Consider the following 26,301-nt stretch of genomic DNA (forward strand, 5'->3'; position numbering starts at 1 on the left):
ATTAACCTGTAGCGCTCAGACTTTGGTGAACACCAAGTCCCACACACCGTGGCCGAGCTTGAGGCCTCGGTTTTCAAACTTGGTCAGCGGGCGGTAGCTGGGCTTGGGGGCAAAGCCGCTGGCATCGGTGGCTGTGTTTTTCAGCAAAGGTTCTGCGCTGACCACGTGCAGCATTTGTTCGGCATAGGGCTGCCAGTCGGTGGCCAAGTGCAAATAGCCACCGGGCTTGATGTGGTGGGCCAGTCGGTTCACAAATGGGCTTTGGATCAAACGGCGTTTGTGATGGCGGCTTTTGTGCCAGGGGTCAGGAAAGAAAATATGCACGCCGTCCAGGCTGTTGTCGCCCAACATGTGGTCCATCACCTCTATCGCATCATGTTGCACGATGCGAATGTTGCCAATGCCTTCTTCGCCGCAGCGCTTGAGCAAGGCACCCACGCCCGGCGCATGCACTTCGCAACACAAAAAATTGTCGTCAGGTCGGGTCTGCGCAATTTTGGCGGTGGCGTCGCCCATACCAAAACCAATCTCCAAAATCAGCGGGGCAGCGCGGCCAAACGTAGCGGTGGCATCGAGACGTTCGGGCTGGTAAGGCACCAAAAATTGTGGACCGAATTGATCGAAGGCACGGGTCTGACCGGGCCCCATGCGCCCTGCGCGCAGCACATAGGTTTTGATGACGCGCATGAAGGGGGCGTCGGGCTGTGGGGTATCGGGCGTGGTCATGGCGGAACGTGTTTGATCGAAACTCAGATTATCGCGGGCACGTGGCTTATGCTCACATCACTCAAGCCTCTAAAACTGTTGGAGCGATGTTTGATGCAAGAAGTAACTGAATTTTTTCAACGCTACCAGTCTTTGTTTGACCAACAAAACTGGACAGCATTTGCTGCGCTTTTTCATGAGCCCGCGCTCAGCGTTCGTGGGGATGGATCGGTCATGACCATCGCCACGCATGCAGAGGGCGCGCGCTTGTATGCAGCAGTGGCACAAACTTGGCGAAGCGAAGGCTATGCTCGGTTTGAGATGCAGGACTTTGACATCTTGCGCATGGGCTGCGATAGCTGCTTGGTGTCGTTTGACTGGCTCATGCTGCGTGAGGACGGATCACTCGTTCGGCGTTGGCGACAGTCGTACCAGCTGATACAGCTTCCCCAAGGCTGGCGGGTGTTGTCATCGACGTTTCACCGAGGATAGGCACTGATAATCATCGGCTATGGCCATTAAAAAATCCGACCTGTATTCCTCCCTTTGGGCCTCTTGCGACGCATTGCGCGGGGGCATGGATGCCAGCCAGTACAAGGACTACGTCCTGTTCATGCTGTTCATCAAATACATCAGCGACAAATACGCCAACAGCACCGACTTTGCCCCGGCAGTGGTCATCCCTCAAGGGTCAAGCTTTGCGGCCATGGTTGCCCTCAAAGGCAAAGCTGACATTGGCGACAAGATCAACACCCAAATCATCCAGCCTCTGATTGACGCCAACAGCAAACTGGCCCGCAGCGACTTTCCGGACTTCAACGACCCCAACAAACTGGGCGAAGGCAAGGAAATGGTTGAGCGCCTAGGCAACCTGATCGCCATCTTTCAAAAGCCCGAACTGGACTTCTCGCAAAACCGCGCCGACCACGACGACATCTTGGGCGATGCGTATGAATTCCTCATGCGCCACTTCGCGCAAGACTCGGGCAAAAGCAAAGGCCAGTTCTACACCCCCAGCGAAGTCAGCCGCATTTTGGCCAAAGTGCTGGGCGTTGGCCCTGACAACACCAGCGCCAAAACCACTGCGTATGACCCCACCTGTGGCTCAGGTTCGTTGCTGCTTAAAGTGGCTGCCGAAGCAGGCAAGCCAATCACCCTCGAAGGCCAAGAAAAAGACGTGACCACGGCAGGCCTGGCCCGCATGAACATGATCTTGCACGACTTCCCCACGGCCAACGTGCTGAGCGGCAACACACTCACCAGCCCGAAGTTCAAAGACGGCGAGCAGCTGCGCACCTACGACTACGTGGTGGCCAACCCGCCCTTTAGTGACAAAGAGTGGAGCACCGGCCTGACCTTGGGCGACAGCGGTGCCGGCGACCCCTACCAACGCTTTGGCTGGGGCGTGCCGCCACCCAAGCAGGGCGACTATGCCTACCTCATGCACATCATCCGCAGCATGAACAGCACCGGCAAAGCCGCCTGCATCTTGCCGCATGGGGTTTTGTTTCGGGGCAATGCGGAAGGCGCGATTCGCGAGGAGCTGGTCAAGTCCGGCATCTTGAAAGGCATCATCGGCTTGCCCGCCAACCTGTTTTATGGCACGGGCATTCCGGCCTGCGTGTTGGTGCTAGACAAGCAAAACGCCAACGCCCGCAAAGGCGTGATGATGATTGACGCCAGCAAAGGCTTCATCAAAGACGGCAACAAAAACAAACTGCGCGAGCAAGACATTCACAAAATCGTCGATGCGTTTGACAAGCTTGAAGATTTGGCAGGCTATGCCCGCATGGTGCCTCTCGATGAAATTGCCAGCGACAAAAACGCCTACAACCTCAACCTGCCGCGCTACATCGACAGCACAGAGCTTGAGGACATTCAAGACCTGCAAGCCCACATGACGGGCGGCATCCCTAACCGCGACCTAGACGCACTGGCCGCCTACTGGAAGGTCATGCCCGGCTTGCGCAGCATGCTGTTCAAGCCCCTGCGCGAAGGCTATGCCCAGCTACAGCAGCCCATTGCTGAAGTCAAAGCCGCCGTGTTGGTCCACCCCGAGTTTGTGGCCTTCAACGCCCAAGCCACCAGCATCTTTGCCGCATGGCAAATCCGCAACCTGCCTGCACTGCAAGGCATCCAGCCCGGCGACAAACCCAAAGCCTTGGTGGCGCAACTGGCCGAAGACCTGTTGGCCACCTTCAAGCCCGTGCCCCTGGTGGACGCGTATGACGTGTACCAACACCTCATGGACTACTGGGCTTCAGCCATGCAAGACGACGTGTATCTGCTGGTGCAAGACGGCTGGGCCAGCGCACGCACCCTGCGCGAAGTGGTACAGGTGAAAAACAAAGACAACAAACTGGTCTGGCCCGAGGCGCACGACTTTGCCATCAACAAACGCCGCTACAAGAGTGACCTGATTCCCCGTGTCTTGATGATTGCCCGCTACTACGCCGCCGAACAAGCCGCGCTGGATGCCAAACAAGCTGAGCTAGACGCCGTAAGTGCCCAACTGGCCGAACTGGAAGAAGAGCACGGCGCTGAAGACATGACTTTTGCCGGGTTTGAAAAAATCAACGAAAAAGAATTGAAAAGTCGCATCAAGGAAGTTAACCAAGACCCCGATGCCACCGACGAACTGGCGGTGCTGAAGCAATGGATCAAGTTAAGTGACGACGAATCCGACCTTAAGAAAGCTGTGAAAGCGCTGGACGCCGCGCTGGAGCAAAAAGCCTACGACCGCTATGCCACGCTGACCGAAGCCGACATCCAACAACTGGTGGTGCACGACAAATGGCTGGCCAACCTGAACGCGAGCCTGCAAGCCGAGCTGGACCGCGTGAGCCAAACCCTGACCCGCCGCATCCGCGAACTGGCCGAACGCTACGCCATGTCACTGCCTCAACTTACGAGAGATTTGGACGTCTTGGAGCACAGAGTAATGCAGCATTTGGTAAAGATGGGAGTCAGTAATGCCGCCTAGTCACGCCTTACCTAAAGGTTGGGAGCGCAGATCTATTGCAGACCTTTTTGATATTCGAGCTTCCGGTGATATTGATTGGACGCGTTGGAGTCGTGAACAAGACACTAACCATTTACACCCGGTTTATGCAAATGGACGTGCGGATTCAGGGCTTCATGGTTACGCTAGCTATGCCGTAGAAAAGGGTGATGCTATTACCTTGACTGCTCGTGGTACGTTGGGTGAGTTGGGCTTTGCATTTTTTCGATCAACAGCATTCACTCCAATCGGTAGGCTTTTAGTGCTGAGATCTAGAGGCGAGGCTGATGCAAGATTTTTCGCGAGTTACATAAATGGACTCGTTCGATTTGCTCAAGAAAACACAGGGGTGGCACAGCTAACTGCGCCGCAAATTGCTCGTTATCAGATTGACTTGCCTCCACTCGCAGAGCAACATGCCATATCTACTGCCCTCTCCGACGTCGATGCCTTGATCGCTGGACTGGAAAAACTGATCGCCAAAAAGCGCGACCTCAAACAAGCCGCCATGCAACAACTCCTCACCGGCCAAACCCGCTTGCCGGGGTTCAGTGGAGAGTGGGTAGAAGCGTGTTTGGGAGACTTGGCACGGATTCAACGCGGCGCTTCGCCGCGTCCAATTGAAAGTCCCTTTTGGTTTGATGACACCTCATCAGTCGGTTGGGTCAGAATTTCGGATGTCACCAGTGCAGGCATGTATCTAACAGAGACCCAGCAAAGGTTGAGTCCCTTGGGCATTCAATACAGTCGCCCCGTTGAACGCGGTAATCTGATCATGAGCATCTGCGCAACAGTGGGTCGCCCGGTCATCACCGAAATTGATGTTTGTATCCATGACGGATTTGTTGTGTTCGATAAGCCGCAGGCCGACAAATATTTTCTTTATTACGTTCTTAAATGGATTGAGCCAAATTGGTCCAAGCAAGGGCAAACTGGTTCGCAAATGAACCTGAATACACCCCTTATCAATGGAACAAAAATCATGCTCCCTCCAACAGATGAGCAAAAGTCTATCGCTAGTGCTTTATCGGAAATGGACGCTGACTTGACTGCACAGGAATCGCGCCTCGCAAAAACTCGCGACCTCAAGCAAGGGATGATGCAAGAGTTGCTGACTGGCCGAACTCGTTTGGTTTGAATGCCCGACATCCGAAATGATTGGAGATTGAATGACGATTAAGGTTTTGACCAAGCGCTTTGCAGAATTGGCTCTTCAACTTGAGCAGTTGGAGGCTACTCGGCAAACTAAGCATAGCCCGCACTATGGAACATATGAAGAGGTTGATCCTGAGTTGTTACTTGGCTGGCGCGTCAAGGCGTGTAGTCTCATTGGTTCTGCGTGTGGAAAAGATGGTGGGCATCTTCAGGCTTTTATGAAGGCCGAGAAGCCCGCACCAACGGCAACAAACTACACCGTTTTTCAAAGTGTTCGCGCTGTATTCCTTGCTGCAAAAGAAGATTTCGAGGGCGGTTATTTGGTGTCTGTTCGAAATCTCGTGCAAGCCGAAGTAGCAGGTAGCGAAATTGATCAAGCAACAGAACTCTGGGAGTCTGGCTACACCACAGCGGCGGCGGTTGTTGCTGGCGTCATATTGGAAACAACACTCAGATGCTTGTGTGAAGCAAATGGCCTGTCCATAGGTAAGCTGAACAAGATGAATGATGATCTGGCAAAGGCAGGCATCTACAACTCCTTAAAGCATAAAAGAATCACATCGTTAGCAGCTGTACGTAACAGCGCTGCGCATGGAAAGACTGACGAATTCGCGGCTCAAGATGTCAAAGCAATGATTGCTGATGTACAGCGTTTTGCTGAGGAAGCGTTTTCCTGAGAATCAAAGCATCCCATATGACCGAAACTGACCTCCTGCAAACGCTGGCCCGTGGTGAAGACAGCCGCCACCAGTTCAAGCGCGACGCCACCAATGCCGACGGCATGGCGGCCGAGTTGGCAGCGTTTGCCAACAGCGGTGGAGGCACGGTGTTTTTGGGTGTGGCCGATGACGGCAGCATTGCTGGGCTGGACGCAGCCGCCGTGCGGCGTTTGAACCAGCTCATCAGCAACGCGGCCAGCCAGCATGTGCGCCCGCCGCTGCACCCGCAAACCCACAACGTGCAAACCGCCCAGGGCTTGGTGCTGGTGGTGCAGGTGCCCGATGGGCTGAACAAACCTTATATGGATTTGCAAGGCCGCGTGTGGGTGAAGAGCGGGGCTGATAAACGCCATGTGACGGCGCGTGAAGAAATGCAGCGCATGTTCCAGCGCGGTGGGCTGTTGCAGGCCGATCAGGTGCCGGTGCGCAACGCCACCGTGGCCGACATCGACGAGCGGGCCTTTGGCCGCTACTTTGAGCGGCGCTATGGCCAAAGCCTGAGCGCCGCAGGCTTAGCCCTAGCCCAGTTGATGGAAAACCTGCAACTGGCGCAAGACGGTGTGCCCAACTTGGCGGGCGTGCTGCTGTTTGGCAAGCACCCGCAACGCTTGTTGCCGGTTTGCCAGATGGGCGCGGTGTGGTTTCCGGGCACGCAGTTGGGTGACACGCGCTACCTCGACAGCGAAAACTTCGACGGCCCGCTGGATGAGCAGTTTGAGCGCGGCATGGCTTTCCTCAAGCGCAGCCTGCACAAGGTGCAAGCGGGCAGGGGCTTTAACACGCTGGGCCAACTGGAGCTGCCCGAAGAAGCTTTGGTTGAGCTGCTGGTGAATGCCTTGGTGCACCGCGACTTTTTGGTCAGCGCCACCGTTCGGCTGTTTGTGTTCACGGACCGGGTGGAGATCATCAGCCCCGGCCATTTGCCCGACAGCCTGACGCCCGAGCAAATTCGCACGGGTGTGTCCAACCGCCGCAACCAAGTGCTGGCCGAGCACGCGGCGCACATCTTGCCCTACCGTGGCATGGGCACAGGCGTGCCCCGGGCGCTGGATGCTTGGCCCCAAATTGACTTGGTGGACGAGCCAGAAATCAACCAGTTTCGGGCGGTAGTTTGGCGTACTGTGCAGGCTTCGGCGGCTACTTCGGTAGAAACTTCGGTAGAAACTTCGGTAGAAACCACGCAAGTCCCGCTCAAAACCCCCGAGGCCATTTTGGCCTTGCTGTCTGAACAGCCAACCATGACCTTGTCGCAAGTCGCCAACCGGCTTGGAAAGAGCACACGGGCCATCGAAATGGCCGTGTCCAGATTGACTGAATCAGGCAAATTGAAATATGTCGGCCCTAAAAAGGGCGGTCACTGGGAGGTGATGTGAGTACAACACTGAGGCCCGAGCGGGTTACACAAAACCGAGTGATCGAGCGCATCACTCGGCCCATAGCCCAAGGTGGCTTGGGCTACGCCTATTTGGGTGAGTGGAGCAAGCGCGAGGGCAACCGCTGCATTGAGTTGGGTCTGCTGCGTGCCAGCCTGCAAAAGCGTGGCTATTCAGACGCGCACATTTCACAGGCCTTGCACAAGCTGCAAGCGGCCAGTGACGTGACAGGCGTGACCCTGTACCAAGCCAACCTGCGCACCTACCAGTTGCTGCGCTATGGTGTGCCCGTGCAAGTGACCGCAGGGGCAGCGCACGAAACGGTGCATCTGATTGATTGGGCAAGTCCCGATGCCAACGACTTTGGCCTGGCCGAAGAGGTCACGCTCAAGGGAGGGCACGAGCGCCGCCCCGACATCGTGCTCTACATCAACGGCATTGCAGTGGTCGTGCTAGAGCTCAAGCGCGGTTCGGTGGAGGTAGCAGAGGGCATTCGCCAGCTCATCACCAACCAAGAGGCCATCTTCAATCAAAGCTTTTTCAGCACGGTGCAGCTGACCTTGGCAGGCAACGATTCGCAGGGCTTGCGTTACGGTACAGCGGGCACACCCGAGAAGTTTTATGTGGAGTGGAAGCACCGCGCCACAAGCGCACCTGAGAATGCGGGCGAGGTGGTAGCGGGTAGCTTGCTGGACGAACCACTGGCACAGCTGTGCGACACAGCGCGCCTGCTAGATCTGATGCGCAACTTTGTGGTGTTTGACGCAGGCGAAAAGAAGGTACCACGCTTGCACCAGTACTTGGGCGTGAAGGCCGCGCAAGAGCGCATCAAAAAGCGTGAGGGCGGTGTCATTTGGCACACGCAGGGCAGTGGTAAAAGTATTTTGATGGTGCTGATTGCCAAGTGGTTGCTAGAGCATGACGCGCAAGCCCGCGTGTTGGTGGTGACGGACCGGGACGAGCTGGACAAACAAATTGAAGGCGTGATGAAAAACGCGGGAGTGATTGGCGCTGATTCACCGTCACCCCGCATTACCAGCCGCCGCGAGTTGGTGGACAAGCTGGTTCAGCCTGCACCGCGCTTGTTGTGTGCCTTGATCCATAAGTTCGATGCAGCCGACCTGAAAGGCGACGCGCCGCCCGTGAATGGCCGCTTCTATGTGTTTGTAGACGAATGCCACCGCACCCAAGGTGGCGATATGAACAAACAGATGAAGCGCTGGCTGTCGCAAGCCCTGTTCATTGGCTTCACTGGTACGCCGCTGCTGCGCAAAGACAAAAAAACCACGCGTGATGTGTTTGGTACCTACATCCACACCTACAAGTTTCACCAAGCGGTAGAAGACAAAGTGGTGCTGGACTTGAAGTACGAAGCCCGTACGGTGCCGCAACAGTTGACCAACAAAAAGGCGGTGGACGATTGGTTTGAAACCAAGACACGGGGCTTGAACAATTACAAAAAGTCAGAGCTGCGCCGCCATTGGGCAACGATGGAAAGCCTGATGAGTGCGGGTGAACGCAAGGGGCGCATCGTGGCCGACATCATTCACGACTTTGGCGTGAAGCCCCGTCTTGACAATAACCGAGGCACGGCCATTTTGGTGGCGGCATCTATCTACGATGCTTGCCACTATTTGCGCTTGTTCAAGAACACGAGCTTTGGGGACTACTGCGGCATCATCACCTCGTACGAGCCCAACCACAACGCCATTTCGCGCGAGCCAGCCAAGAGCGACGAACGCTACAAGTTCGACACCTACACCCAGCATGTGTTGGCCAAAGGGCAGACCACCAAAAAGTACGAAGAGGAGATGAAGCGACGCTTCATTGAAGAGCCTGCCAACTTAAAGCTGTTGATTGTGGTGAGCAAGTTGCTCACGGGGTTTGATGCGCCCAGTTGCAGCTACATCTACCTTGATAACGAGCTGCGTGACCACAACCTGTTTCAGGCTATTTGCCGCACCAACCGCCTGGATAGTGAGGACAAAGACTATGGTCACATCGTGGACTACAAAGAGCTTTTCCAAAAAGTGCAAAACGCGATTGCGGTCTACACGTCTGACGAGCTGGATATTGACGAATGCGACGGGTCTGACGGCAACGTGATCGTGAAAGATTGGCTCAAGGAGGGCAAGACACAACTAGACACTGCCCGCGAGGCGCTGAGCTATTTGTGTGCGCCCGTGTCTGCGCCCAAAGAGATGGAGCAGTTCATTCACTATTTTTGCGGCGATGCCAGCAACCCTGAGGCACTGAGCAACACCGAGCCATTGCGCATCACGTTTTACAAGTCGGTGTCCACCTTTGTTAGGGCATACGCTGACTTGGCGCAGAACTTGGCTGAAGCGGGTTATTCGCCGGCCGATGCGCAAGCACTGCAAAAAGAAGCAAATTTTTATGCCGAGGTGCGCGACGCGATCAAAAAGCATTCAGGCGAAGAGTTGGACATCAAGCCCTACGAGGCGGACATGCGCCACTTGATCAACACCTACATTCAGGCCGATTCAGCGCAGGTGTTGGGCGACTTGGAAACTTTGTCGTTGACCGACTTGATCATCAAGACTGGCGTTCACGATGCGATTGCTCAAAAGCTGAATGCCAAGAAAAACCTGTCTCGCAAGTCGATTGCCGAGGGCATCATCAACAACGTGCGTAAAACGATCATTCGTGATCGCCTGACAGACCCACGCTTTTACGATGAGATGTCTAAATTGTTGGACGACTTGATCAAACAAAAACGTGATGACACTGAGGCCTATGAAGAGTTCCTTCGCAACGCAGAGGTGTTGGTAAGAAATTTGGCCAAAGGCCAGTCAAACACGGGCCTGCCTAAGGCGCTGCAAGGCAACCGTGAGGCTATAACTCTCTACAACAACTTGGTGGATGTGGTGGCCCCTGAAGTGGATGGGCATGCACTTGCCGAGGCTAAGAGTCCGTATGGTGATGAGCGCTTGCAGTTGGCTTTGAAGTTGGATGCACTTATCAAGGCCGAAGCGCCCGCAGGTTGGAAAGGTGATGAGGTCAAAGAGCGTGTGGTGCAAAACCTGATTCACAAAGCACTTGGCAAGAGCCGTGAAACCACATTGGCGGTGTTTGAACTCGTCAAGAACCAACCGGGCTACTGATGCGCGATGTGATTGAGTTGGGTGACCTCACGATTTCGATATCGTTTAAGGCCATCAAGAATGTGCACCTGACGGTTTTGCCGCCAGACGGGAAAGTTACGCTGGTGGCTCCGTTAGGTACGCGGCCTGAAGTGGCGCGTGCTTACGCGATCACCAAGTTGCAATGGATTCGCCAGCAGCAAGGCATACTGCACGCGCAAGCCCGCGAAACACCACGCCAGTTCGTAGAGCGAGAGAGTCACTATGTATGGGGTCGTCGCTATTTGATGACAGTGGTTGAGGCGGAAATGAAACCACGCGTCAAGCTAGACCATAAGCGCATCACGTTAACGCTGAGGCCTGGGCACGATGCCGCAAAGCGGATGGAGGTGATGCATGAATGGCACAAATCTTTGTTGCATGCGTTGGTACCTAAATTGATTGCCAAGTGGGAGCCTAAGTTGGGCGTAAAGGTGTCGGGTTATTTTTTGCAGCGTATGAGAACCAAGTGGGGCAGTTGCAATCACCACGCCCGAAATATTCGCCTCAACACCGAGTTAGTGAAAAAGCCCAAAGACTTGGTGGAATACGTGGTGGTGCATGAGATGGCTCATTTGCTAGAGCCTACACACAGCGAACGGTTCGTGGCATTGCTTGATCAGCATTGGCCACATTGGCGCGAATCTCGTGCCGAGTTAAACGCCTTGCCTTTGGGGTACGAAGCTTGGCGAGAATGACGTTTGCGTCCACTGACGCAAAGCGTCTTCTACAGAGCCTGTACAGGCTGCAAGACCCAGCACTTGCGCCGCTGCATTCAAGGCCACCAGTGGATCGTGCAAGTCCAAAGCCTGCGCCCCGTTTTGCTTGCTCAACTTCTCACCGTTCTCACCCAGCACCAAGGGTGTGTGCAGGTAGCTGGGTGTGGGCAAACCCAAGGCGTGTTGCAGCACGATTTGGCGGGCGGTGTTGTCGGTGAGGTCTGCGCCACGCACGATGTGGGTGATGCCTTGTGCGCCGTCGTCCACCACCACGGCGAGTTGGTAGGCCCACAGGCCATCGGCACGACGCAGCACGAAGTCGCCCACCTCTTGCGCCACGTCTTGGTGTTGAGGGCCCAATGCACGGTCTTGCCATGTCAAGGGGGCGGCGAGTTGCAAGTCGTCGATCACACGCTGCACATTCAAGCGCCAGGCGCGCGGGGTTTTGCCGTTCAGGCCTCGGCGGCAGGTGCCTGGGTACACGGCCGCTGCATGACGTTGCCGTGCATAGCCTTGCAGGGCCTGGGCGGTTTCAATGTCTTTGCGTGAACAGCCACAGGGGTAAGCCCAGCCTTGGGCCATGAGGTGGTTCAGCGCCGTTTGGTAGGCGTCATCGCGCGTGGATTGCCACAACACCGGTCCATCGGACACCAAGCCGCAGCGCACCAGTTGTTGCAAGATGAGCTGGTCGACACCAGGTATGCAGCGCGGTGTGTCCACGTCCTCGATGCGCACCTGCCATTGCCCGCCGTGTGCGCGTGCGTCGAGCCAACTGGCCAGGGCAGCAACCAACGAGCCCGCATGCAGCGGGCCCGTGGGAGAGGGAGCGAAACGACCGATGTAGGGCAATTACAAACGGTGTGCCGATTGACACACGGTCAAAGCCAACTCCAGGCCCGACACAAAGGCGTCTTCAACGCGGTGGCCCAAGTGCCAGTCGCCACAGGTGCCCAGGCCTGTGCCTGCGTGGTACTGGTGGGACACACCCAACGGCACCAAGGTTTGGGCATAGCGCCAACGGTGGACTTCGGCATGGCTGGGCTCTGCGCGGATGCCTGTGAGTTCAGAGAACGCACGCAAGAGTTTGGCTTGCACGCGGGGTGCATCGTCTTCCAGGTGCTCTTGCGACCAGGTGGCACTGGCCTGTACGGTCCAGCGCTCGATCTTGCTGCGTTTGGGTTTGGACGATTCACGCGCCAACCAAGCCACACGGTGGTGGGTGCTGCGCGCGGCGTTCCACTGCGGCCCCAGGTGGGGCAGGTTGGGTTGGCTCGCGTTGGGGAAGGCCAGCATCAGCGTCCAGCAAGGAGCCACTTGCACCTTGGCCATGGCTTCCATGAAGTGCGTCTTGGCGACAGCGCTGCCTGAGTTGCGCAACAGCTGTTGGGCTTGCACCGATGGCATGGCCAACAACACACGGTCGTAGCCACTGTGCTTTTCTGCCACGTCTTTGCCCGTGCTGCTGTTGAGGCTGTGCACGGTCCACTGACCTTTGGCGTTGCGTTCCAGGCGTTGCACTTGGTTTTGAAAATGCAAGGCATTGCCCAGCGGTTGTGCCCAGTGGCGCACCAGCGCGTTCATGCCTGGGCTGGCTACAAAGTGGGCTTCTTTGGTGGGGCGTGCGGCTTCAAACACATGGCCCAGTGGGTCGAGCACGCGCACGGCGTTGGCGCTCCAGGGGCGGCAAATTTCCGTGGTGCCGGGCACGGTTTGCAGCGCCAACGAAAAACGGGCGTCGCGCACAGTGAAGTACTGCGTGCCATGGTCGAAGTTGCCAAACGCGCTGTCACGGGTGGACATGCGTCCGCCCGCGCCGTGGCTTTTTTCAAACACATGCACCTGGTGTCCTGCTTGGGTCAGGGTGCGTGCGGCGGTGATGCCGGCCATGCCGGCGCCGATGATGGCGATGTGAAGTGTCATAGCTGCACTCTACACGCTGCGAGAGGCTTTGGGGCGTCGGGGGTTCACCAACAAGGCAGCACGCGTGGCCGGGCTCTTGAGTTGCTTGAGCCACCACTGCAAGGCGCGCCCGCCGCGTTCGCCTTCGCTGCCATCGGGAATGCGCCAGGCGTAGCTGAGTTGCGCTTCGCGTCGTGGGCGCTCGACCTCGCGCACTTGAAGGCGTCCGGCATCGATCAAGGGCTGGGCCAGAGACTCGGGGACAAAACCCACGCCCAAACCGCGCACCTGGGCGTCAATCTTGGCGATCATGTTGGGGACGGTGAATACGTCTTGCCCTGGCAGCAAGCCAATCGTCATGCCGCTGCCGCGTTGCACCGAGTCGGCCACGGCCACCGCGCGGTGTTGGCCAATCAGCACATCGCTCAAGGGCTCCGGGGCTTTTGCCAGCGGATGCTGTGGACACACGGCAAAGACAAAACGCATTGGGCCCAGAAGGTGGCTGTGGATGCCCGCTGCAGTGCCGCTGCCGCCCGGGTTGCCGGGAATGCCAAGGGCCAAGTCCGCTTGGCCGTTGGTCAGTGCCTCCAGGGTGCCGGTGAGGGTTTCGTCGCGCAGCTTCAAGCGGGTAGGGGGTGATTGCGCCAAGAAGGCTTCGCACAGCTCCATCACGGTGATGCGATCGATGATGCCGTCCACTGCAATGGTGAACTGACTCTCCCAACCTGTGGCCACGCGGCGCACGCGGTTGGCAATGGCGTCCATGTCGGCCAACAGTCGCTCACCCTCACGCATCAGTTCATGGCCTGCGGCGGTGAGTTTGGCGTGGCGTGAACTGCGGTCAAACAGCAGCACATCCAGCGCGTCTTCAATTTGGCGCACACGGTAGGTGAGAGCGCTGGGCACCAGGCCGAGGCCTCGCGCTGCGGCGGCAAAGCTGCCTGCTTTTTCAATGGCGTGGAGCATGGCCAGCGAATCTGGGGTCAGGACGTCACGGGGAGAGGGCATGGGGTTGGGCCTGATCGTTCAAATTATTTGAATGATGCCATCAAATGAGATGCACTTGCCAGGTGTTGGTCAGGCCTACAGTTCAGGTCACAGGAGAAATCAAACCATGCTGACCCTTCGCAAATCCCAAGATCGCGGCTACGCCGACCACGGCTGGTTGCGCTCGTTCCACAGTTTTTCATTCGCCAATTACCATGATCCCGAGTTCATGGGCTGGGGCAATTTGCGTGTGATCAATGAAGACCGCATTGCACCCGGCACAGGTTTTGGCACCCATGGCCACCGTGACATGGAGATCATCAGCTACGTGCTCAGCGGCGAGTTGGCGCACAAGGACAACATGGGCAATGTCAAAGGCATTCCACCGGGCGACGTGCAGCGCATGAGCGCAGGCAGTGGCGTGATGCACAGCGAGTTCAATCACGCGCCTGAGCAAACCACCCATTTCTTTCAAATTTGGATCGAACCCAATGTACGCGGCATTGCACCGAGTTACGAGCAGCACACAGTGCCACCCGCCAGCAAACGCGGTGCCTTGAGCCGCATTGCCGGGCCAGAGGGTGCCTTGGTCAAGATCCACGCCGATGCCGCCTTGTACGCCGGTTTGTTTGACGGTGCCGAAACCGCAACGCTGGTGTTGGCCCCTCATCGCAAAGGTTATGTCCATCTGGTGCGCGGCAGCGTACACGTCAACGGCGTGGCGTTGAATGCTGGCGACGCCGCCATGCTGGATGGCGAATCGAACATCACCCTGAATCAGGGAACAGAAGCCGAGGTGCTGGTCTTTGACCTGGCATCTTGATTTTTTATTTTTCACTTCTCTTCTTAAAGGAAATTTTCATGAACAACGTTCTCAATCTCGTCGGTCGTTTGCTGTTTGTTGCTTTGTTTTTGCCCGCAGGTTTGTCCAAACTCACGGGCTTCGAAGGCACTGTGGGTTACATCGCTTCGGTCGGTTTGCCCTTGCCTCAGGTCGGTGCGGCTTTGGCCCTGGCGGTCGAAATTGTGGGCTCTGTGGCACTGATCGTGGGCTTCCAAACCCGCATTGCAGCGGCAGTGCTGGCCTTGTTTACTTTGGTCGCGACGTTCTTCTTCCACGCTTTCTGGGCGGCTGCGCCTGACCAAGCTTTTGTGCAGCAATTGTTGTTCTTCAAGAACGTGGCTGTTGTCGGTGGCTTGTTGGTGTTGGCTTCTGCGGGTGCCGGTGCTTTCAGCCTGGACGCCAAAAAGGCCGCGGAATAATTCGTACCGACAAAACATAGTCACTCTTTTTCTTTCGTTTACTTAGGACCCTCTCATGACAAAAACTGTTGTTGTTTTCCATTCCGGTTACGGCCATACCCAGCGCGTGGCTCAATTTGTGGCCGAAGGTGCCAAAGCGGATCTGATCACCATCGACGCCGATGGCAATTTGAGCGATGCCGACTGGGCGGTGGTGGATGCGGCTGACGCCATCATCTTTGGCTCGCCCACCTACATGGGTATGGCGTCATGGCAGTTCAAGAAGTTTGCTGACGCAACGTCTAAGCGTTGGTTCACCAGTGCTTGGAAAGACAAAGTGGCGGGTGGCTTCACCATCTCGGCCAGCCCAAGCGGCGACAAGTTGTCGACCATTCAGTACTTCATCACCTTGGCCATGCAAAACGGCATGATCTGGGTGGGTCAACCCGCACTGAACGATGGCAACATCAACCGCATCGGTTCTAACTCGGGTTTGATGGCGCAAGTTGGCCCCACCAGCCCCGCAGCCGACATTCCCCAAGGTGACTTGGACACCGCCAAAGCCTATGGCGAACGTGTGGCCCAAGTGGCTGCCAAGTTGCGCGGCTGAGTGTTTGAAGAGGGGAGGATTGGGGTTAGCATGATTCCATGAAAATCATTCAACTCCTCCCCTGGGCCGATTGGTTTGCACTCGGATTTTTTGTGGTGCTGTGGGCGGGCTACGCGTTGTTTGCCAAGCACTGGAGAGATGATCAAACTTCTATCCTCGCCCTGACGAATCGTTACCGTCATCTGTGGATGCTCCAGGCCACAGCGCGTGATCCACGCATGCTCGACGGCATCATCACGCAAAGCCTGTCGGCCACCCCTTCGTTTTTTTGCTCCACCACCATTTTGATTTTGGGTGGTTTGTTTGCTTTGTTAGGCACCACCGACAAAGCCGCAGAACTGGTGCGCGAGATACCGTTTGCCGAACAAACCCCCACCTTGGTGTTTGAGTTCAAGATCTTGGTGTTGGTGGTGATTTTTGTGTACGCGTTTTTCCGCTTTTCGTGGTCAATGCGTCAATACACGTTTGTCTCGTTGTTGATCGGCTCAATGCCACCTGCCAAAGACTTTGAGCAAGGGCTGGCTGATCCGGTGGTGTTTGCCAACCGGGCTGCTGCCATGACGGGCTTGGCCGCAGAAACATTCAATGGTGGCTTACGAGCCTATTATTTTTCATTCGCCGCCATGGGCTGGTTTTTTTCACCGTTGATTTTTGTGTTGACCACCATGCTGGTGGTGGCCATCTTGTACACCCGCGAGTTCCGCTCAGACGTGCTGCATTTGTTGCAGGTGTGACTGCCCAGGTGTTTATTTGACGGCACTCAAGTCAGGTGCCAGGGCTTCGCGCTCATCGAACACAAAGCAACCTCCGTTGTAGTGCGCGTCGCCCACTTCTTCAAAGTATTTGAGAATGCCGCCTTCGAGCTGGTAGACGTGTTCCAGACCGGCGTTGCGCATGTAGATGGCGGCCTTTTCGCAGCGAATTCCACCGGTGCAAAAGCTGATCACGGTTTTGTCTTGCAGCGCCGCTTTGTGCGCTTGCACAGCATCTGGGAATTCGGTGAATTTGGACAAACCCCAGTTGAGGGTGTTGTCAAACGTGCCGTGGTCAATTTCAAATTGGTTGCGTGTGTCCAGTGTCACCACTGCGCGGCCTTCGTCGTCATGGCCTTGGTCGAGCCAGCGTTTGGCCGTGGCCGGTGTGACCGCAGGAGCGCGGCTTTGTTCGGGGCGGATGCTGGGGTGGTTCATGCGAATGATCTCGCGCTTGACCTTAACCAGCATTTTGCGAAAGGGCTGTGTGGCTGACCAACTCTCTTTGGGGTTGAGATCTGCCAGGCGCGGGTCTAGGCGCAGCCAGTCCAAAAAACCGCGCACGCTTTCAGCAGAGCCCGCCAGAAAAAAGTTGATGCCTTCTTCGGCAATCAAAATCGTGCCTTTGAGTTGACGCGCGAGCGCTTGGTCAAGACAAGGTTGGTGCAAGTCGGCCGCGTCGGGCATGGCGACAAACTTGTAGCAAGAAATATTCAAAATCGTGTTCACCCAACGATTTTAAAGAGGTCGTGCGGTCGTTTGAATCCCTACAATCTGCGGCATGTTTGTTCACCTGCGCCTTCACACCGAGTTTTCTGTCGTCGATGGAACCAACCGCATTGACGAGATCGTGAAGGCTGCCGCGGCCGATGAGCAGCCAGCCTTGGCCATCACCGATCTCAACAACCTGTACGGTGCCATCAAGTTCTACAAAGAGACGCGTGGCAAAGGCGTCAAGCCCTTGGTGGGGGCAGAAATTTTTCTGGAAAGCCTGACCCAAGACGCAGCGCAGACCTCGCGCATGATTTTGTTGGTGCAAAACCACCAAGGCTATTTGAATCTGTGCGAATTGATCAGCCGTGGCTGGACGCAAAACGTCATCAAGGCGGTGGGTGTCATCAAACTGGAATGGCTCAAGGAGCTGTCGCAAGGCTTGATTGCCTTGTCAGGCGCCCAGGCGGGTGCATTGGGCCAGGCCTTGGTGCAAGGCGACACCACGCGGGCCAGCGAAGTGGCTTTGCAGTTGGCGGGTATTTTTCCGCACCGCTTTTATGTGGAGTTGCAACGCGCCGGGCGGCCCGAAGACGAAGCCCATGTGCTGGCCGCGGTGCAGTTGGCTGCGCGCTTGAGCTTGCCAGTGGTGGCCACGCATCCGGTGCAGTTCACCTTGCCTGACGACTACGAGGCTCATGAGGCGCGGGTGTGTATTTCTGAGGGCGAGATTTTGGGCAACCAGCGTCGTGTGCGACGCTTCACCCGCGATCAGTACTTCAAGTCATCGGCTGAAATGCAGGCCTTGTTTGCCGATGTGCCCTCGGCCTTGGCCAACACGGTGGAGATCGCGCGCCGCTGCAACCTCACCTTGTCGCTGGGCAAGCCGCAGTTGCCTAATTACCCCACGCCCAACGGCATGCCGATTGACGAGTATTTCCGTTTTGCCTCGCACGAAGGGCTGGAAGAACGCTTGGCCCATCTGTACCCTGATGTGGGTGTGCGAGACAAAGAGCGCCCACGTTATGTGGAGCGCTTGGAGTTCGAAATCGGCACGATTTTGAAGATGGGCTTTCCGGGCTACTTTTTGATCGTGGGCGATTTCATCAACTGGGCCAAGAAAAACGGCTGTCCCGTAGGGCCGGGCCGTGGTTCGGGTGCCGGGTCGTTGGTGGCGTATGCCCTCAAGATCACCGACTTGGACCCGCTGCAATACAACTTGCTGTTCGAGCGGTTCTTGAACCCTGAACGGGTGTCAATGCCCGACTTTGACATTGACTTTTGCCAGACCAACCGCGACCGCGTGATTGACTATGTGAAAGACAAGTACGGTCGTGATGCGGTGAGCCAGATTGCCACTTTCGGCACCATGGCCGCACGTGCGGCCATCCGTGACGTGGGACGTGTGCTGGATATGAGCTACACCTTTTGCGACGGCATCAGCAAACTCATTCCGAACAAACCGGGTCAGCACATCACGATCGCAGGGGCCATTGAGGCCGAGCCCATCTTGGCCGAGCGTCTGGACAAAGAAGACGAAGTCAAAACTTTGCTGGCGTTGGCGCAAAAACTTGAAGGGATGACCCGCAACGTGGGCATGCATGCTGGGGGTGTATTGATTGCGCCGGGCAAGCTGACAGATTTTTGTCCGCTGTACCAGCAGCCTGGCAGTGACTCGGCGGTGAGCCAGTACGACAAAGACGATGTGGAAGCCGCTGGCTTGGTGAAGTTCGACTTTTTGGGCTTGGCCACGCTGACCATCTTGGAGATTGCGCGCGACTTCATCATCCAACGCCACAAAGGCCAAGAAAACTTCGCGTTTGAGAACATTCCACTCAACGATGCGGCGACGTACCGCTTGTTCCAAGACGGCAAAACCGAAGCCGTGTTCCAGTTTGAAAGTCGTGGCATGCAAGGCATGTTGCGCGATGCGCGCCCGACACGCCTGGAAGACCTGATCGCGCTCAACGCCTTGTACCGACCGGGCCCGATGGACCTGATCCCCAGCTTTGTGGCGCGCAAGCACGGGCGCGAAGAGATTGAATACCCGCACCCCTTGGTGTCTGAGATGTTGTCGGAGACCTACGGCATCATGGTCTACCAAGAGCAGGTGATGCAGACGGCGCAGATTTTGGGCGGCTATTCACTGGGCGGCGCCGACTTGTTGCGCCGTGCGATGGGTAAGAAGAAGGCCGAAGAGATGGCCGAGCACCGCGAAATCTTCCGCGCCGGTGCGGCCAAGAACAACATACCCCAAGAAAAAGCCGACGAGATTTTTGACTTGATGGAGAAGTTCGCGGGCTACGGCTTCAACAAGTCGCACGCTGCTGCTTACTCGCTGCTGGCCTATCACACGGGTTGGCTGAAGGTGCATTACACGGCCGAGTTTTTCTGCGCCAACATGACGGTGGAGATGGACGACACCGACAAGCTCAAGGTCTTGTTTGAAGATGCGCAGAAGATGGGTTTGTCGTTCGAGTCGCCCGACGTCAACCGCGGTGTCTACCGGTTTGAACCGATTTCAGACAAAGTGATTCGTTATGGCCTGGGAGCCATCAAGGGTTCGGGCCAGCAAGCGATCGAGGCCATCGTGGCCGCACGCGAGGCCGAGGGGCCTTTCACGAGCTTGTTCGATTTTTGCCGCCGTGTGGACCGCAGCCGCCTGAACAAGCGCACGGTGGAGGCGTTGATCAAAGCCGGTGCGTTTGATAACTTGCATTTGAACCGTGCGGCCCTGCTGGCCAGCGTGGAACGCGCGTTTGACTTTGCCAGTGCCAGCGAGGCCAATGCCAATCAGGGAGGCTTGTTTGACATGATGGGTGAGGACACCCACGGTTCGAGCACGCAAGAGCCCGATTTGGTGGAGACCTTGCCATGGGGCGTCAAAGAGCGTTTGACACACGAGAAAGTGGCTTTGGGTTTTTACATCTCAGGCCACTTGTTTGACGAAGTGGAGCGTGAGGTGCGCCAGTTTGCCAAGCAGCGCATTGAAAACCTGATGGATTCACGTGAGCCACAGTTGTTGGCGGGCATTGTGAGTGACATGCGGGTGATCAATGGCCAGCGCGGCAAGTTGGCCATCTTCAAGCTCGACGACAAGTCGGCGGTGATTGAAGCCACGGCCGACGAGGCCACCATCAACACCTACCGCAATACCTTGAAAGACGATGAGTTGGTGATTGTCATGGGCAAGGCCACGCCAGATCGTTTCTCGGGCGGCTTGCGGTTTTCGATCACCCAGGTGTGGGATTTGGCGCAGGCCCGTTGCCGCTTTGGCAAATACCTGCGCGTGTTGGTCAACGGCACGGCCCCCGACATTGCCCGTTTGCTGCGTGAGCACCCCGCCAAGGTGGAGCAATCGGAGCAGGGCGAGTTGGTGCGTGGCATGGGTGTACGCTTGCGGCTGTTGCGCGAGGGCGCCAAGGCCGAGATACAACTTGGCGACAACGCCAAATTTTTCCCCAGCGATGCGGCACTGGCCAGCTGGATGGCTCAGGCCCACCAGGGTCAGGCCCAAATCGTTTACGAGTGACGCTTATGTGGACCATTCCCACTTTGATGACTTTGACCCGAATCGTGGCGATTCCGCTGATCGTGGGGCTGTTTTATTTGCCGATGGACAAGGCAGATCAAAACCTTTGGGCGACGGTGATGTTCGTGGTGTTCGCCTTGACCGATTGGCTGGATGGTTACTTGGCGCGCAAGCTCAATCAAACATCTGCTTTTGGTGCCTTCTTAGACCCGGTGGCCGACAAGTTTTTGGTGTGTGCCAGTTTGCTGGTGTTGGTTCATTTGGGGCGTGCTGATGTGTTGGTGGCTTTGATCATCATTGGTCGTGAGATTGCCATTTCGGCCTTGCGTGAGTGGATGGCACAAATTGGCGCCTCGCGCAGCGTGGCCGTGCATGTGCTGGGCAAGCTCAAGACGACGGTACAGATGGTGGCGATTCCGTTTTTGCTGTTTGATGGCATGTTGTTTGGCGTCATTGACACGGCGATGTGGGGCTTGGTGCTGATTTGGATTGCCGGTGTCTTGACCGTGTGGTCGATGGTGTACTACCTGCAAAAAGCCTGGCCAGACATATTGCGCCACGCCAAATAATCTTTATGGGAGATCAGCACAAGCTGGCCTGGTTGCGTGTCATGCCCGTCGTGTTTGTGGGCATCTGGAGCACCGGTTTTATCGTGGCGCGCTATGGCATGCCCAATTCGCCGCCGTTTACCTTTTTGGCGTGGCGTTACTTTTTCTCGATTGCCTGTTTCTTGGTGTGGATCCGCGTGGCTCGTGTTCAATGGCCTCAAGGGCGGGCGCAATGGGGGCACTTGGCTGTCACGGGCGTGTTGATGCACGCAGGCTACTTGGGGGGCGTGTGGGCTGCCGTCAAAGTGGGGATGGGATCGGGCTTGTCTGCCTTGATTGTCGGCTTGCAACCCGTGCTGACGGCGGTGTGGTTGTCCTCTCGCGGTGGTCATGTGTCACGTCGGCAGTGGTTAGGTTTGTTGCTCGGATTTTTAGGTTTGGCACTGGTTTTGGCGCGCAAATTTGAAGGTGGCGTGGAGGTGAGTGCATGGAGTTTGACGATGGCCACCATGGCTTTGCTGTCCATCACCACCGGAACGTTGTACCAAAAACGCTATGTCACGCCGTGTGATGTGCGCAGTGCCAACACAGTGCAACTGATGGCCGCTTTGTTGGTGACTTTGCCGATTGCATTGATGGAAACAGAGCAGGCGCAATGGAATGGCGAGATGGTTGGCGCGATGGCTTGGTCTGTGGTGGGGCTGACTCTTGGCGGGAGTTCACTGCTGTACATGCTGATCCAACGCGGCGCTGCGGCTTCTGTGACAAGTCTGATGTATCTGGTGCCTCCCACCACGGCGGTGATTGCTTGGTTTTTGTTTGGTGAAGCGATCACCTTCGTGACAATCGCTGGCATTGCGCTGACGGCTTTGGGCGTCAGCTTGGTGGTGCGTCCACCTAAAATTGACGCTTGATTTTTAAAGGTTGAAGATGAGTCAAAAACGAATTGCGGTCATTGCTGGCGACGGCATTGGCAAAGAGGTGATGCCTGAGGGTATCCGTGTGATGGATGCTGCTGCGCGCAAATTTGGCATTGATTTGAAGTTTGACCATTTCGATTTTTCGAGCTGGGACTATTACGAAAAGCACGGCCAGATGTTGCCTGACAACTGGAAAGACCAAATCGGTGGCCACGATGCCATTTACTTTGGTGCCGTGGGCTGGCCTGAAAAGATTGCAGACCATGTGTCGCTGTGGGGCTCTTTGCTGATGTTTCGTCGTGAGTTTGACCAGTACATCAACTTGCGCCCAGCGCGCTTGATGCCCGGCATCATTGCTCCCGTGGTACGTCGCGATGGCACGCCACGTCAGCCGGGTGAGATTGACATGTACATCGTGCGTGAAAACACCGAGGGTGAGTATTCCAGCATTGGTGGGCGCATGTACCCAGGGACAGAGCGCGAAATCGTGATGCAAGAGACGGTGATGTCGCGCATTGGCGTGGACCGTGTGCTGAAGTTCGCATTTGAACTGGCGCAAAGCCGCCCCAAAAAGCATTTGACCAGTGCGACCAAATCCAACGGCATTGCGATCACCATGCCTTACTGGGACGAGCGTGTGGTAGAGATGGCCAAGGGCTATCCAGGCATCAATGTCGACAAATTTCACATCGACATCTTGACCGCACACTTTGTGCAACGTCCTGATTTCTTTGATGTGGTGGTTGCCAGCAACTTGTTTGGCGACATCTTGAGTGACTTGGGCCCGGCTTGCACTGGCACCATTGGCATCGCACCCAGTGCCAACCTGAATCCAGAAGGCAAATTTCCGTCCTTGTTTGAACCAGTGCATGGCTCTGCCCCCGATATTGCAGGCAAAGGTTTGGCCAATCCGATCGGCCAAATTTGGTGCGGCGCCATGATGCTGGAATTCTTAGGCCACAAAGATGCGCACGATGCAGTGCTTGCCGCGATTGAAAAAGTGCTTGAGCCCAAGAGTGGTGCGCCTAAGACGCCAGACATTGGTGGGACCGCGCGCACCAGCGATGTGGGCAAAGCAATTGCTGAAGTTTTGTGAGATTTCTATCATTCGCAATTTCATCAAATCACTTAAAAAAACGACTAGAATCCGCTGCCACGCTGCGATGCCCGGTGTTTGTCTGATTGACACCCACAAGGGCCATGGCTCTAATGCCAACAGCAGCGTCACTGCCAACGCAGACTGTTTCTGAGACAAGATCAGTGATCTTTTCTTAGGGTTAAACCAGCTGTAAATTTTGATCAACATCACATCTCATTGAGAGGGGATTTTTGTGAATAAGACTGAACTGATTGAGCACATTGCCAAGCACGCTGACATTTCCAAAGCTGCGGCTACCCGTGCTTTGGAGTCCACCATTGGTGCTGTGAAGACCACCTTGAAAAAAGGCGGCACGGTTTCTTTGGTTGGTTTTGGTACTTTTGCTGTGGGCAAGCGTGCTGCACGTACGGGTCGTAACCCCCGTACTGGCGCTGCGATCAAAATCAAAGCAGCCAAGGTGCCAAAGTTCCGTCCAGGCAAAGGTCTGAAAGACGCTTTGAACTGATCTTCGGATCAAGGATGGGTGCTTAGCTCAGTTGGCAGAGCGGCTGCCTTACACGCAGTAGGTCGGCGGTTCGACCCCGTCAGCACCCACCACTTTCGAATAAGGCGAACACCACAGTTCGCCTTTTTTATTGATACCCAAAGTATGTCGAGTTCACAGCATGTTTGATTTTGTCCGTCGCCACACCCGGATCATGCAGTTTTTGCTGTTCCTGCTGATCTTTCCATCGTTTGTTTTGTTTGGCATCGATGGCTACAACCGTTTTCGTGAAAAAGGCGAGGCCGTCGCTTCCGTGAATGGACAAGAGATCACCCAGTCCGAGTGGGACAACGCGCATCGTGCGCAGGTCGAACGCATGCGAGCGAGCATGCCCAACGTGGACGTGAAGGTGTTTGACAGCCCCCAGGCCAAATACAGCACGCTGGAGCGCTTGGTGCGAGATCGCTTGTTGCAAGCTGCGGCCAGTCAATTGCGACTCGGCGCCAGTGACCAGCGTTTGGCCACTGAGTTGCAACAAAACCCCAGCATTGCCGCATTGCGTCGCGCCGATGGCACGTTAGACATGGAGCGCTATCGCCAGCTATTGGGCAGTCAGGGTATGACGCCAGAGTCTTTTGAAAACCAAGTCCGGGTTGACTTGGCATCACGCCAGGTCATGGCAGGTGTAGGGGTGACGAGTTTTGCGCCTGCTGCATTGGCCGATGTGACGCTGAATGCTTTTTATGAACAACGCCAAGTGCAAATTGTGCGCTTTGCTGCTGCTGATTTTGTGACCAAGGTCAGCCCAAGCGATGAGGACTTGCAGGCGTATTACAAAGCCCACGCAGATCGTTTTCAATCCACGGAGCGTGCCGATGTGGAATATGTGTTGCTGGACTTGGCTGCTTTGCAAAAAGGCATTGCAGTGCCTGAAGCTGAGCTCAAAACCTATTACGAACAAAACCAGTCGCGTTTGGCCGCACTCGAAGAGCGTCGGGTTAGCCACATTTTGATTGGTGCAGACAAATCCATGCCTTCTGCTGAGCGCGACAAAGCCCGCGCCAAAGCGCAAGAGTTGTTGGCCTTGGTTCAACAGTCGCCTGACAAGTTTGCAGACTTGGCTCGTAAAAACTCACAAGACCCTGGCTCTGCAGCCAAAGGGGGCGACTTGGATTTCTTTGCCCGTGGTGCCATGGTCAAGGCTTTTGAAGATGTCGCTTTCTCTTTGAAAAAGGGTGAGACCAGTGGGGTGGTGGAAACAGAGTTTGGTTTTCATATCATCCGTTTGACAGACATCAAGCAACCTAAAGTCAAGAGCTTTGAAGAGCAACGCCCGAGCTTGGAAGCTGAGGTGCGCCGTCAGTTGGCACAACGCAAATTTGCTGAGGTGGCCGAGCAATTCACCAACATGGTGTACGAGCAGTCGGACAGTCTCAAGCCCGTTGCTGAGCGCTTGAAACTTGACGTGTTGACGGCGAAAAACTTAAGCCGTGAGCCTACAGAAACAGCTACCGCGCCTTTGAATAATCCCAAACTGTTGGCGGCCGTTTTTTCTGCTGATTCAATTGAGAAAAAGCGCAACACCGAAGCGGTGGAAGTGGGCTCCAACCAGTTGGCTGCTGCGCGTGTGATTCAGTACAGCCCGGCACGCACATTGCCGTTTGACGAGGTCAAAGCCCGTGTGCGTCAACAGTGGGTGGCAGAGCAGTCTGCCGCACGTGCGCGCCAAGAGGGCGTTGCCAAGTTGGCTGAATGGAAGGCCAATGCAGACACGGCCAAACTGTCGTCAGCTGTGGTGATTTCGCGCGAGCAAACTCAGCAACAGCCCAGTGCCTTGGTGGAGGCCGCCTTGCGTGCTGACGCTCAAAAGCTGCCCGCGTGGGTGGGTGTGGACCTTGGGACCAGCGGTTATGCCGTGGTTAAAGTGGAAAAAATCATGTCACGTGAGGGCGCCGCAGCTCAAAACCGTGACCGTGAACGTGCGCAATACGCCCAGTGGTGGGCATCGGCAGAAGGTTTGGCCTATTACGGCTTATTGAAAGAAAAATTCAAGGTCGAGATCAAAACTCCTCGGTTATAATCTTGCCTCTACGGTGGCTGTAGCTCAGTTGGTAGAGTCCAGGATTGTGATTCCTGTTGTCGTGGGTTCGAGCCCCATCAGCCACCCCAAATAAAGCAAGCACTTAGAGCGGAAACGCCTAAGTGCTTTTCTTTTGGCCGTTCTCCATGTGACGATGGATGTCACTGAATTTCAGAGATGGGTTCGGCTGTGATTAAAACGGCCAAGCTATGAAACGTCGAGAGGACAAGTCCATCTCAACCAGCACATACAAACAGTTCTTTGCTGTCCCCACATGTATGTGAAGCCGCCTTTCCATTTCTGATCGGGGGGGCGCGGTATGCAATCGTCGCTCAACTAAGTTGTTTGTCCTCAACCCGTAGTGCGTTGACCGCAATTCGCTGCTCACCCTAAGCTTAGGTGGTTTCGTTTTGAGTGTTGGCGTCTGTCGTTTGCGTCGATGCCGCCTGCTTGCGAGTTTGCTCCAAAGCCCGCTGCTGACGGGTTTTTTCTTGTGCCTTGCGCACATCGTGCATTTGCCAAAAAGCAAACACAAACACCAACCCAAAAATACCTAACTCCAACCAAATGCCCATGGTGCGCCCCCTTGGGTGGGCATGGTAGCTGGGCTTGCTCGCGCATG

At 55.9% G+C, this 26,301-nt stretch carries 23 protein-coding genes and 2 tRNA genes; 19 read left to right on the top strand and 6 right to left on the bottom strand.

Translation table 11 applies throughout. The features are described from left to right. Positions 1–15: 15 nt before the first annotated feature. Entirely contained in the window at positions 16–726 is a 711-nt protein-coding gene (trmB, locus tag B9Z39_RS01195; protein WP_108300441.1) for a tRNA (guanosine(46)-N7)-methyltransferase TrmB, read from the bottom strand. A 93-nt stretch (positions 727–819) separates the two neighbouring features. Between trmB and B9Z39_RS01200 the strand changes: the two genes are divergently transcribed. From B9Z39_RS01200 to B9Z39_RS01230, 7 genes are read left to right on the top strand one after another with little or no spacing between them, the layout of a single operon-like run. Further along, a complete protein-coding gene (locus tag B9Z39_RS01200; protein ID WP_100146187.1) occupies positions 820–1,197 on the top strand; it encodes a nuclear transport factor 2 family protein in 378 nt (125 codons plus the stop codon). A 19-nt stretch (positions 1,198–1,216) separates the two neighbouring features. Beyond that, positions 1,217–3,688 carry a class I SAM-dependent DNA methyltransferase gene (locus tag B9Z39_RS01205; RefSeq protein ID WP_108300443.1) on the top strand — a complete coding sequence of 824 codons (2,472 nt, stop codon included), beginning with the start codon at positions 1,217–1,219 and terminating at the stop codon, positions 3,686–3,688. Beyond that, complete coding sequence (locus B9Z39_RS01210) at positions 3,678–4,844, top strand: restriction endonuclease subunit S (protein ID WP_108300444.1); 1,167 nt, start codon at positions 3,678–3,680, stop codon at positions 4,842–4,844. The genes B9Z39_RS01205 and B9Z39_RS01210 overlap by 11 nt, the downstream gene beginning before the upstream one ends. Positions 4,845–4,875: 31 nt before the next feature. After that, complete coding sequence (locus B9Z39_RS01215; RefSeq protein WP_108300445.1) at positions 4,876–5,538, top strand: DUF4145 domain-containing protein; 663 nt, start codon at positions 4,876–4,878, stop codon at positions 5,536–5,538. A 17-nt stretch (positions 5,539–5,555) separates the two neighbouring features. Next, positions 5,556–6,953, top strand: coding sequence for an RNA-binding domain-containing protein (locus tag B9Z39_RS01220; protein ID WP_108300446.1), 1,398 nt, complete (start codon positions 5,556–5,558; stop codon positions 6,951–6,953). After that, a complete protein-coding gene (locus B9Z39_RS01225) occupies positions 6,950–10,078 on the top strand; it encodes a type I restriction endonuclease subunit R (protein ID WP_108300447.1) in 3,129 nt (1,042 codons plus the stop codon). Before B9Z39_RS01220 ends, B9Z39_RS01225 begins: the two co-directional genes overlap by 4 nt. Beyond that, the gene (locus B9Z39_RS01230; RefSeq protein ID WP_108300448.1) at positions 10,078–10,794 is read left to right on the top strand and encodes a M48 family metallopeptidase; all 717 of its coding nucleotides are present in this window, start codon (positions 10,078–10,080) and stop codon (positions 10,792–10,794) included. The genes B9Z39_RS01225 and B9Z39_RS01230 overlap by 1 nt, the downstream gene beginning before the upstream one ends. On the opposite strand, the gene gluQRS is transcribed toward B9Z39_RS01230, so the two are convergent. The 3 genes from gluQRS to B9Z39_RS01245 are packed head-to-tail and all read right to left on the bottom strand — an operon-like array spanning position 10,753 to position 13,722. Further along, complete coding sequence (gene gluQRS / locus B9Z39_RS01235; RefSeq protein ID WP_108300449.1) at positions 10,753–11,664, bottom strand: tRNA glutamyl-Q(34) synthetase GluQRS; 912 nt, start codon at positions 11,662–11,664, stop codon at positions 10,753–10,755. The genes B9Z39_RS01230 and gluQRS overlap by 42 nt on opposite strands. Then, positions 11,665–12,735 (bottom strand): NAD(P)/FAD-dependent oxidoreductase, encoded by a 1,071-nt coding sequence (locus B9Z39_RS01240; RefSeq protein WP_108300450.1) that lies wholly within the window; start codon positions 12,733–12,735, stop codon positions 11,665–11,667. A gap of 9 nt (positions 12,736–12,744) precedes the next feature. Next, on the bottom strand, positions 12,745–13,722 hold the full coding sequence (locus tag B9Z39_RS01245; protein ID WP_100146184.1) for a LysR family transcriptional regulator: 978 nt from the start codon (positions 13,720–13,722) through the stop codon (positions 12,745–12,747). A gap of 106 nt (positions 13,723–13,828) precedes the next feature. Between B9Z39_RS01245 and B9Z39_RS01250 the strand changes: the two genes are divergently transcribed. From B9Z39_RS01250 to B9Z39_RS01265, 4 genes are read left to right on the top strand one after another with little or no spacing between them, the layout of a single operon-like run. Further along, complete coding sequence (locus tag B9Z39_RS01250) at positions 13,829–14,524, top strand: pirin family protein (RefSeq protein WP_100146183.1); 696 nt, start codon at positions 13,829–13,831, stop codon at positions 14,522–14,524. Between the two features lie 38 nt (positions 14,525–14,562). Beyond that, entirely contained in the window at positions 14,563–14,964 is a 402-nt protein-coding gene (locus B9Z39_RS01255) for a DoxX family protein (RefSeq protein ID WP_100146182.1), read from the top strand. A 55-nt stretch (positions 14,965–15,019) separates the two neighbouring features. Beyond that, the gene (locus tag B9Z39_RS01260; protein ID WP_100146181.1) at positions 15,020–15,553 is read left to right on the top strand and encodes a flavodoxin family protein; all 534 of its coding nucleotides are present in this window, start codon (positions 15,020–15,022) and stop codon (positions 15,551–15,553) included. Between the two features lie 38 nt (positions 15,554–15,591). Continuing rightward, positions 15,592–16,287, top strand: coding sequence for a DUF599 domain-containing protein (locus tag B9Z39_RS01265; protein WP_108300451.1), 696 nt, complete (start codon positions 15,592–15,594; stop codon positions 16,285–16,287). A 12-nt stretch (positions 16,288–16,299) separates the two neighbouring features. Here the strand turns inward: B9Z39_RS01265 and B9Z39_RS01270 are convergent, their stop codons facing one another. Next, positions 16,300–17,034, bottom strand: coding sequence for a sulfurtransferase (locus B9Z39_RS01270; protein WP_100146179.1), 735 nt, complete (start codon positions 17,032–17,034; stop codon positions 16,300–16,302). A gap of 52 nt (positions 17,035–17,086) precedes the next feature. Here B9Z39_RS01270 and dnaE point away from each other — a divergent pair, with 52 nt between their 5' ends. The 8 genes from dnaE to B9Z39_RS01310 all read left to right on the top strand — a co-directional run bounded on the left by dnaE (position 17,087) and on the right by B9Z39_RS01310 (position 25,768). After that, positions 17,087–20,548 (top strand): DNA polymerase III subunit alpha, encoded by a 3,462-nt coding sequence (gene dnaE / locus B9Z39_RS01275; protein WP_100146178.1) that lies wholly within the window; start codon positions 17,087–17,089, stop codon positions 20,546–20,548. A gap of 5 nt (positions 20,549–20,553) precedes the next feature. Continuing rightward, positions 20,554–21,117, top strand: a complete 564-nt coding sequence (pgsA, locus tag B9Z39_RS01280) for a CDP-diacylglycerol--glycerol-3-phosphate 3-phosphatidyltransferase (RefSeq protein WP_100146177.1) — start codon at positions 20,554–20,556, stop codon at positions 21,115–21,117. Between the two features lie 5 nt (positions 21,118–21,122). Further along, the gene (locus B9Z39_RS01285; protein ID WP_100146176.1) at positions 21,123–22,010 is read left to right on the top strand and encodes a DMT family transporter; all 888 of its coding nucleotides are present in this window, start codon (positions 21,123–21,125) and stop codon (positions 22,008–22,010) included. Between the two features lie 16 nt (positions 22,011–22,026). After that, entirely contained in the window at positions 22,027–23,112 is a 1,086-nt protein-coding gene (locus B9Z39_RS01290; protein WP_108300452.1) for a tartrate dehydrogenase, read from the top strand. A gap of 235 nt (positions 23,113–23,347) precedes the next feature. Continuing rightward, complete coding sequence (locus B9Z39_RS01295) at positions 23,348–23,620, top strand: HU family DNA-binding protein (protein ID WP_100146174.1); 273 nt, start codon at positions 23,348–23,350, stop codon at positions 23,618–23,620. A gap of 16 nt (positions 23,621–23,636) precedes the next feature. Beyond that, positions 23,637–23,712 (top strand) — tRNA-Val (locus tag B9Z39_RS01300). A 68-nt stretch (positions 23,713–23,780) separates the two neighbouring features. Continuing rightward, positions 23,781–25,679: a SurA N-terminal domain-containing protein gene (locus B9Z39_RS01305; protein ID WP_108300453.1), complete on the top strand. Its 1,899-nt coding sequence runs from the start codon at positions 23,781–23,783 to the stop codon at positions 25,677–25,679. Between the two features lie 13 nt (positions 25,680–25,692). Further along, positions 25,693–25,768: transfer RNA gene (locus B9Z39_RS01310), tRNA-His, on the top strand. A gap of 306 nt (positions 25,769–26,074) precedes the next feature. Here B9Z39_RS01310 and B9Z39_RS01315 read toward each other — a convergent pair. Then, complete coding sequence (locus B9Z39_RS01315; RefSeq protein ID WP_108300454.1) at positions 26,075–26,254, bottom strand: hypothetical protein; 180 nt, start codon at positions 26,252–26,254, stop codon at positions 26,075–26,077. Positions 26,255–26,301 lie beyond the last annotated feature (47 nt).

The organism is Limnohabitans sp. JirII-29 (assembly GCF_003063395.1).
Lineage (GTDB): Bacteria > Pseudomonadota > Gammaproteobacteria > Burkholderiales > Burkholderiaceae_C > Limnohabitans.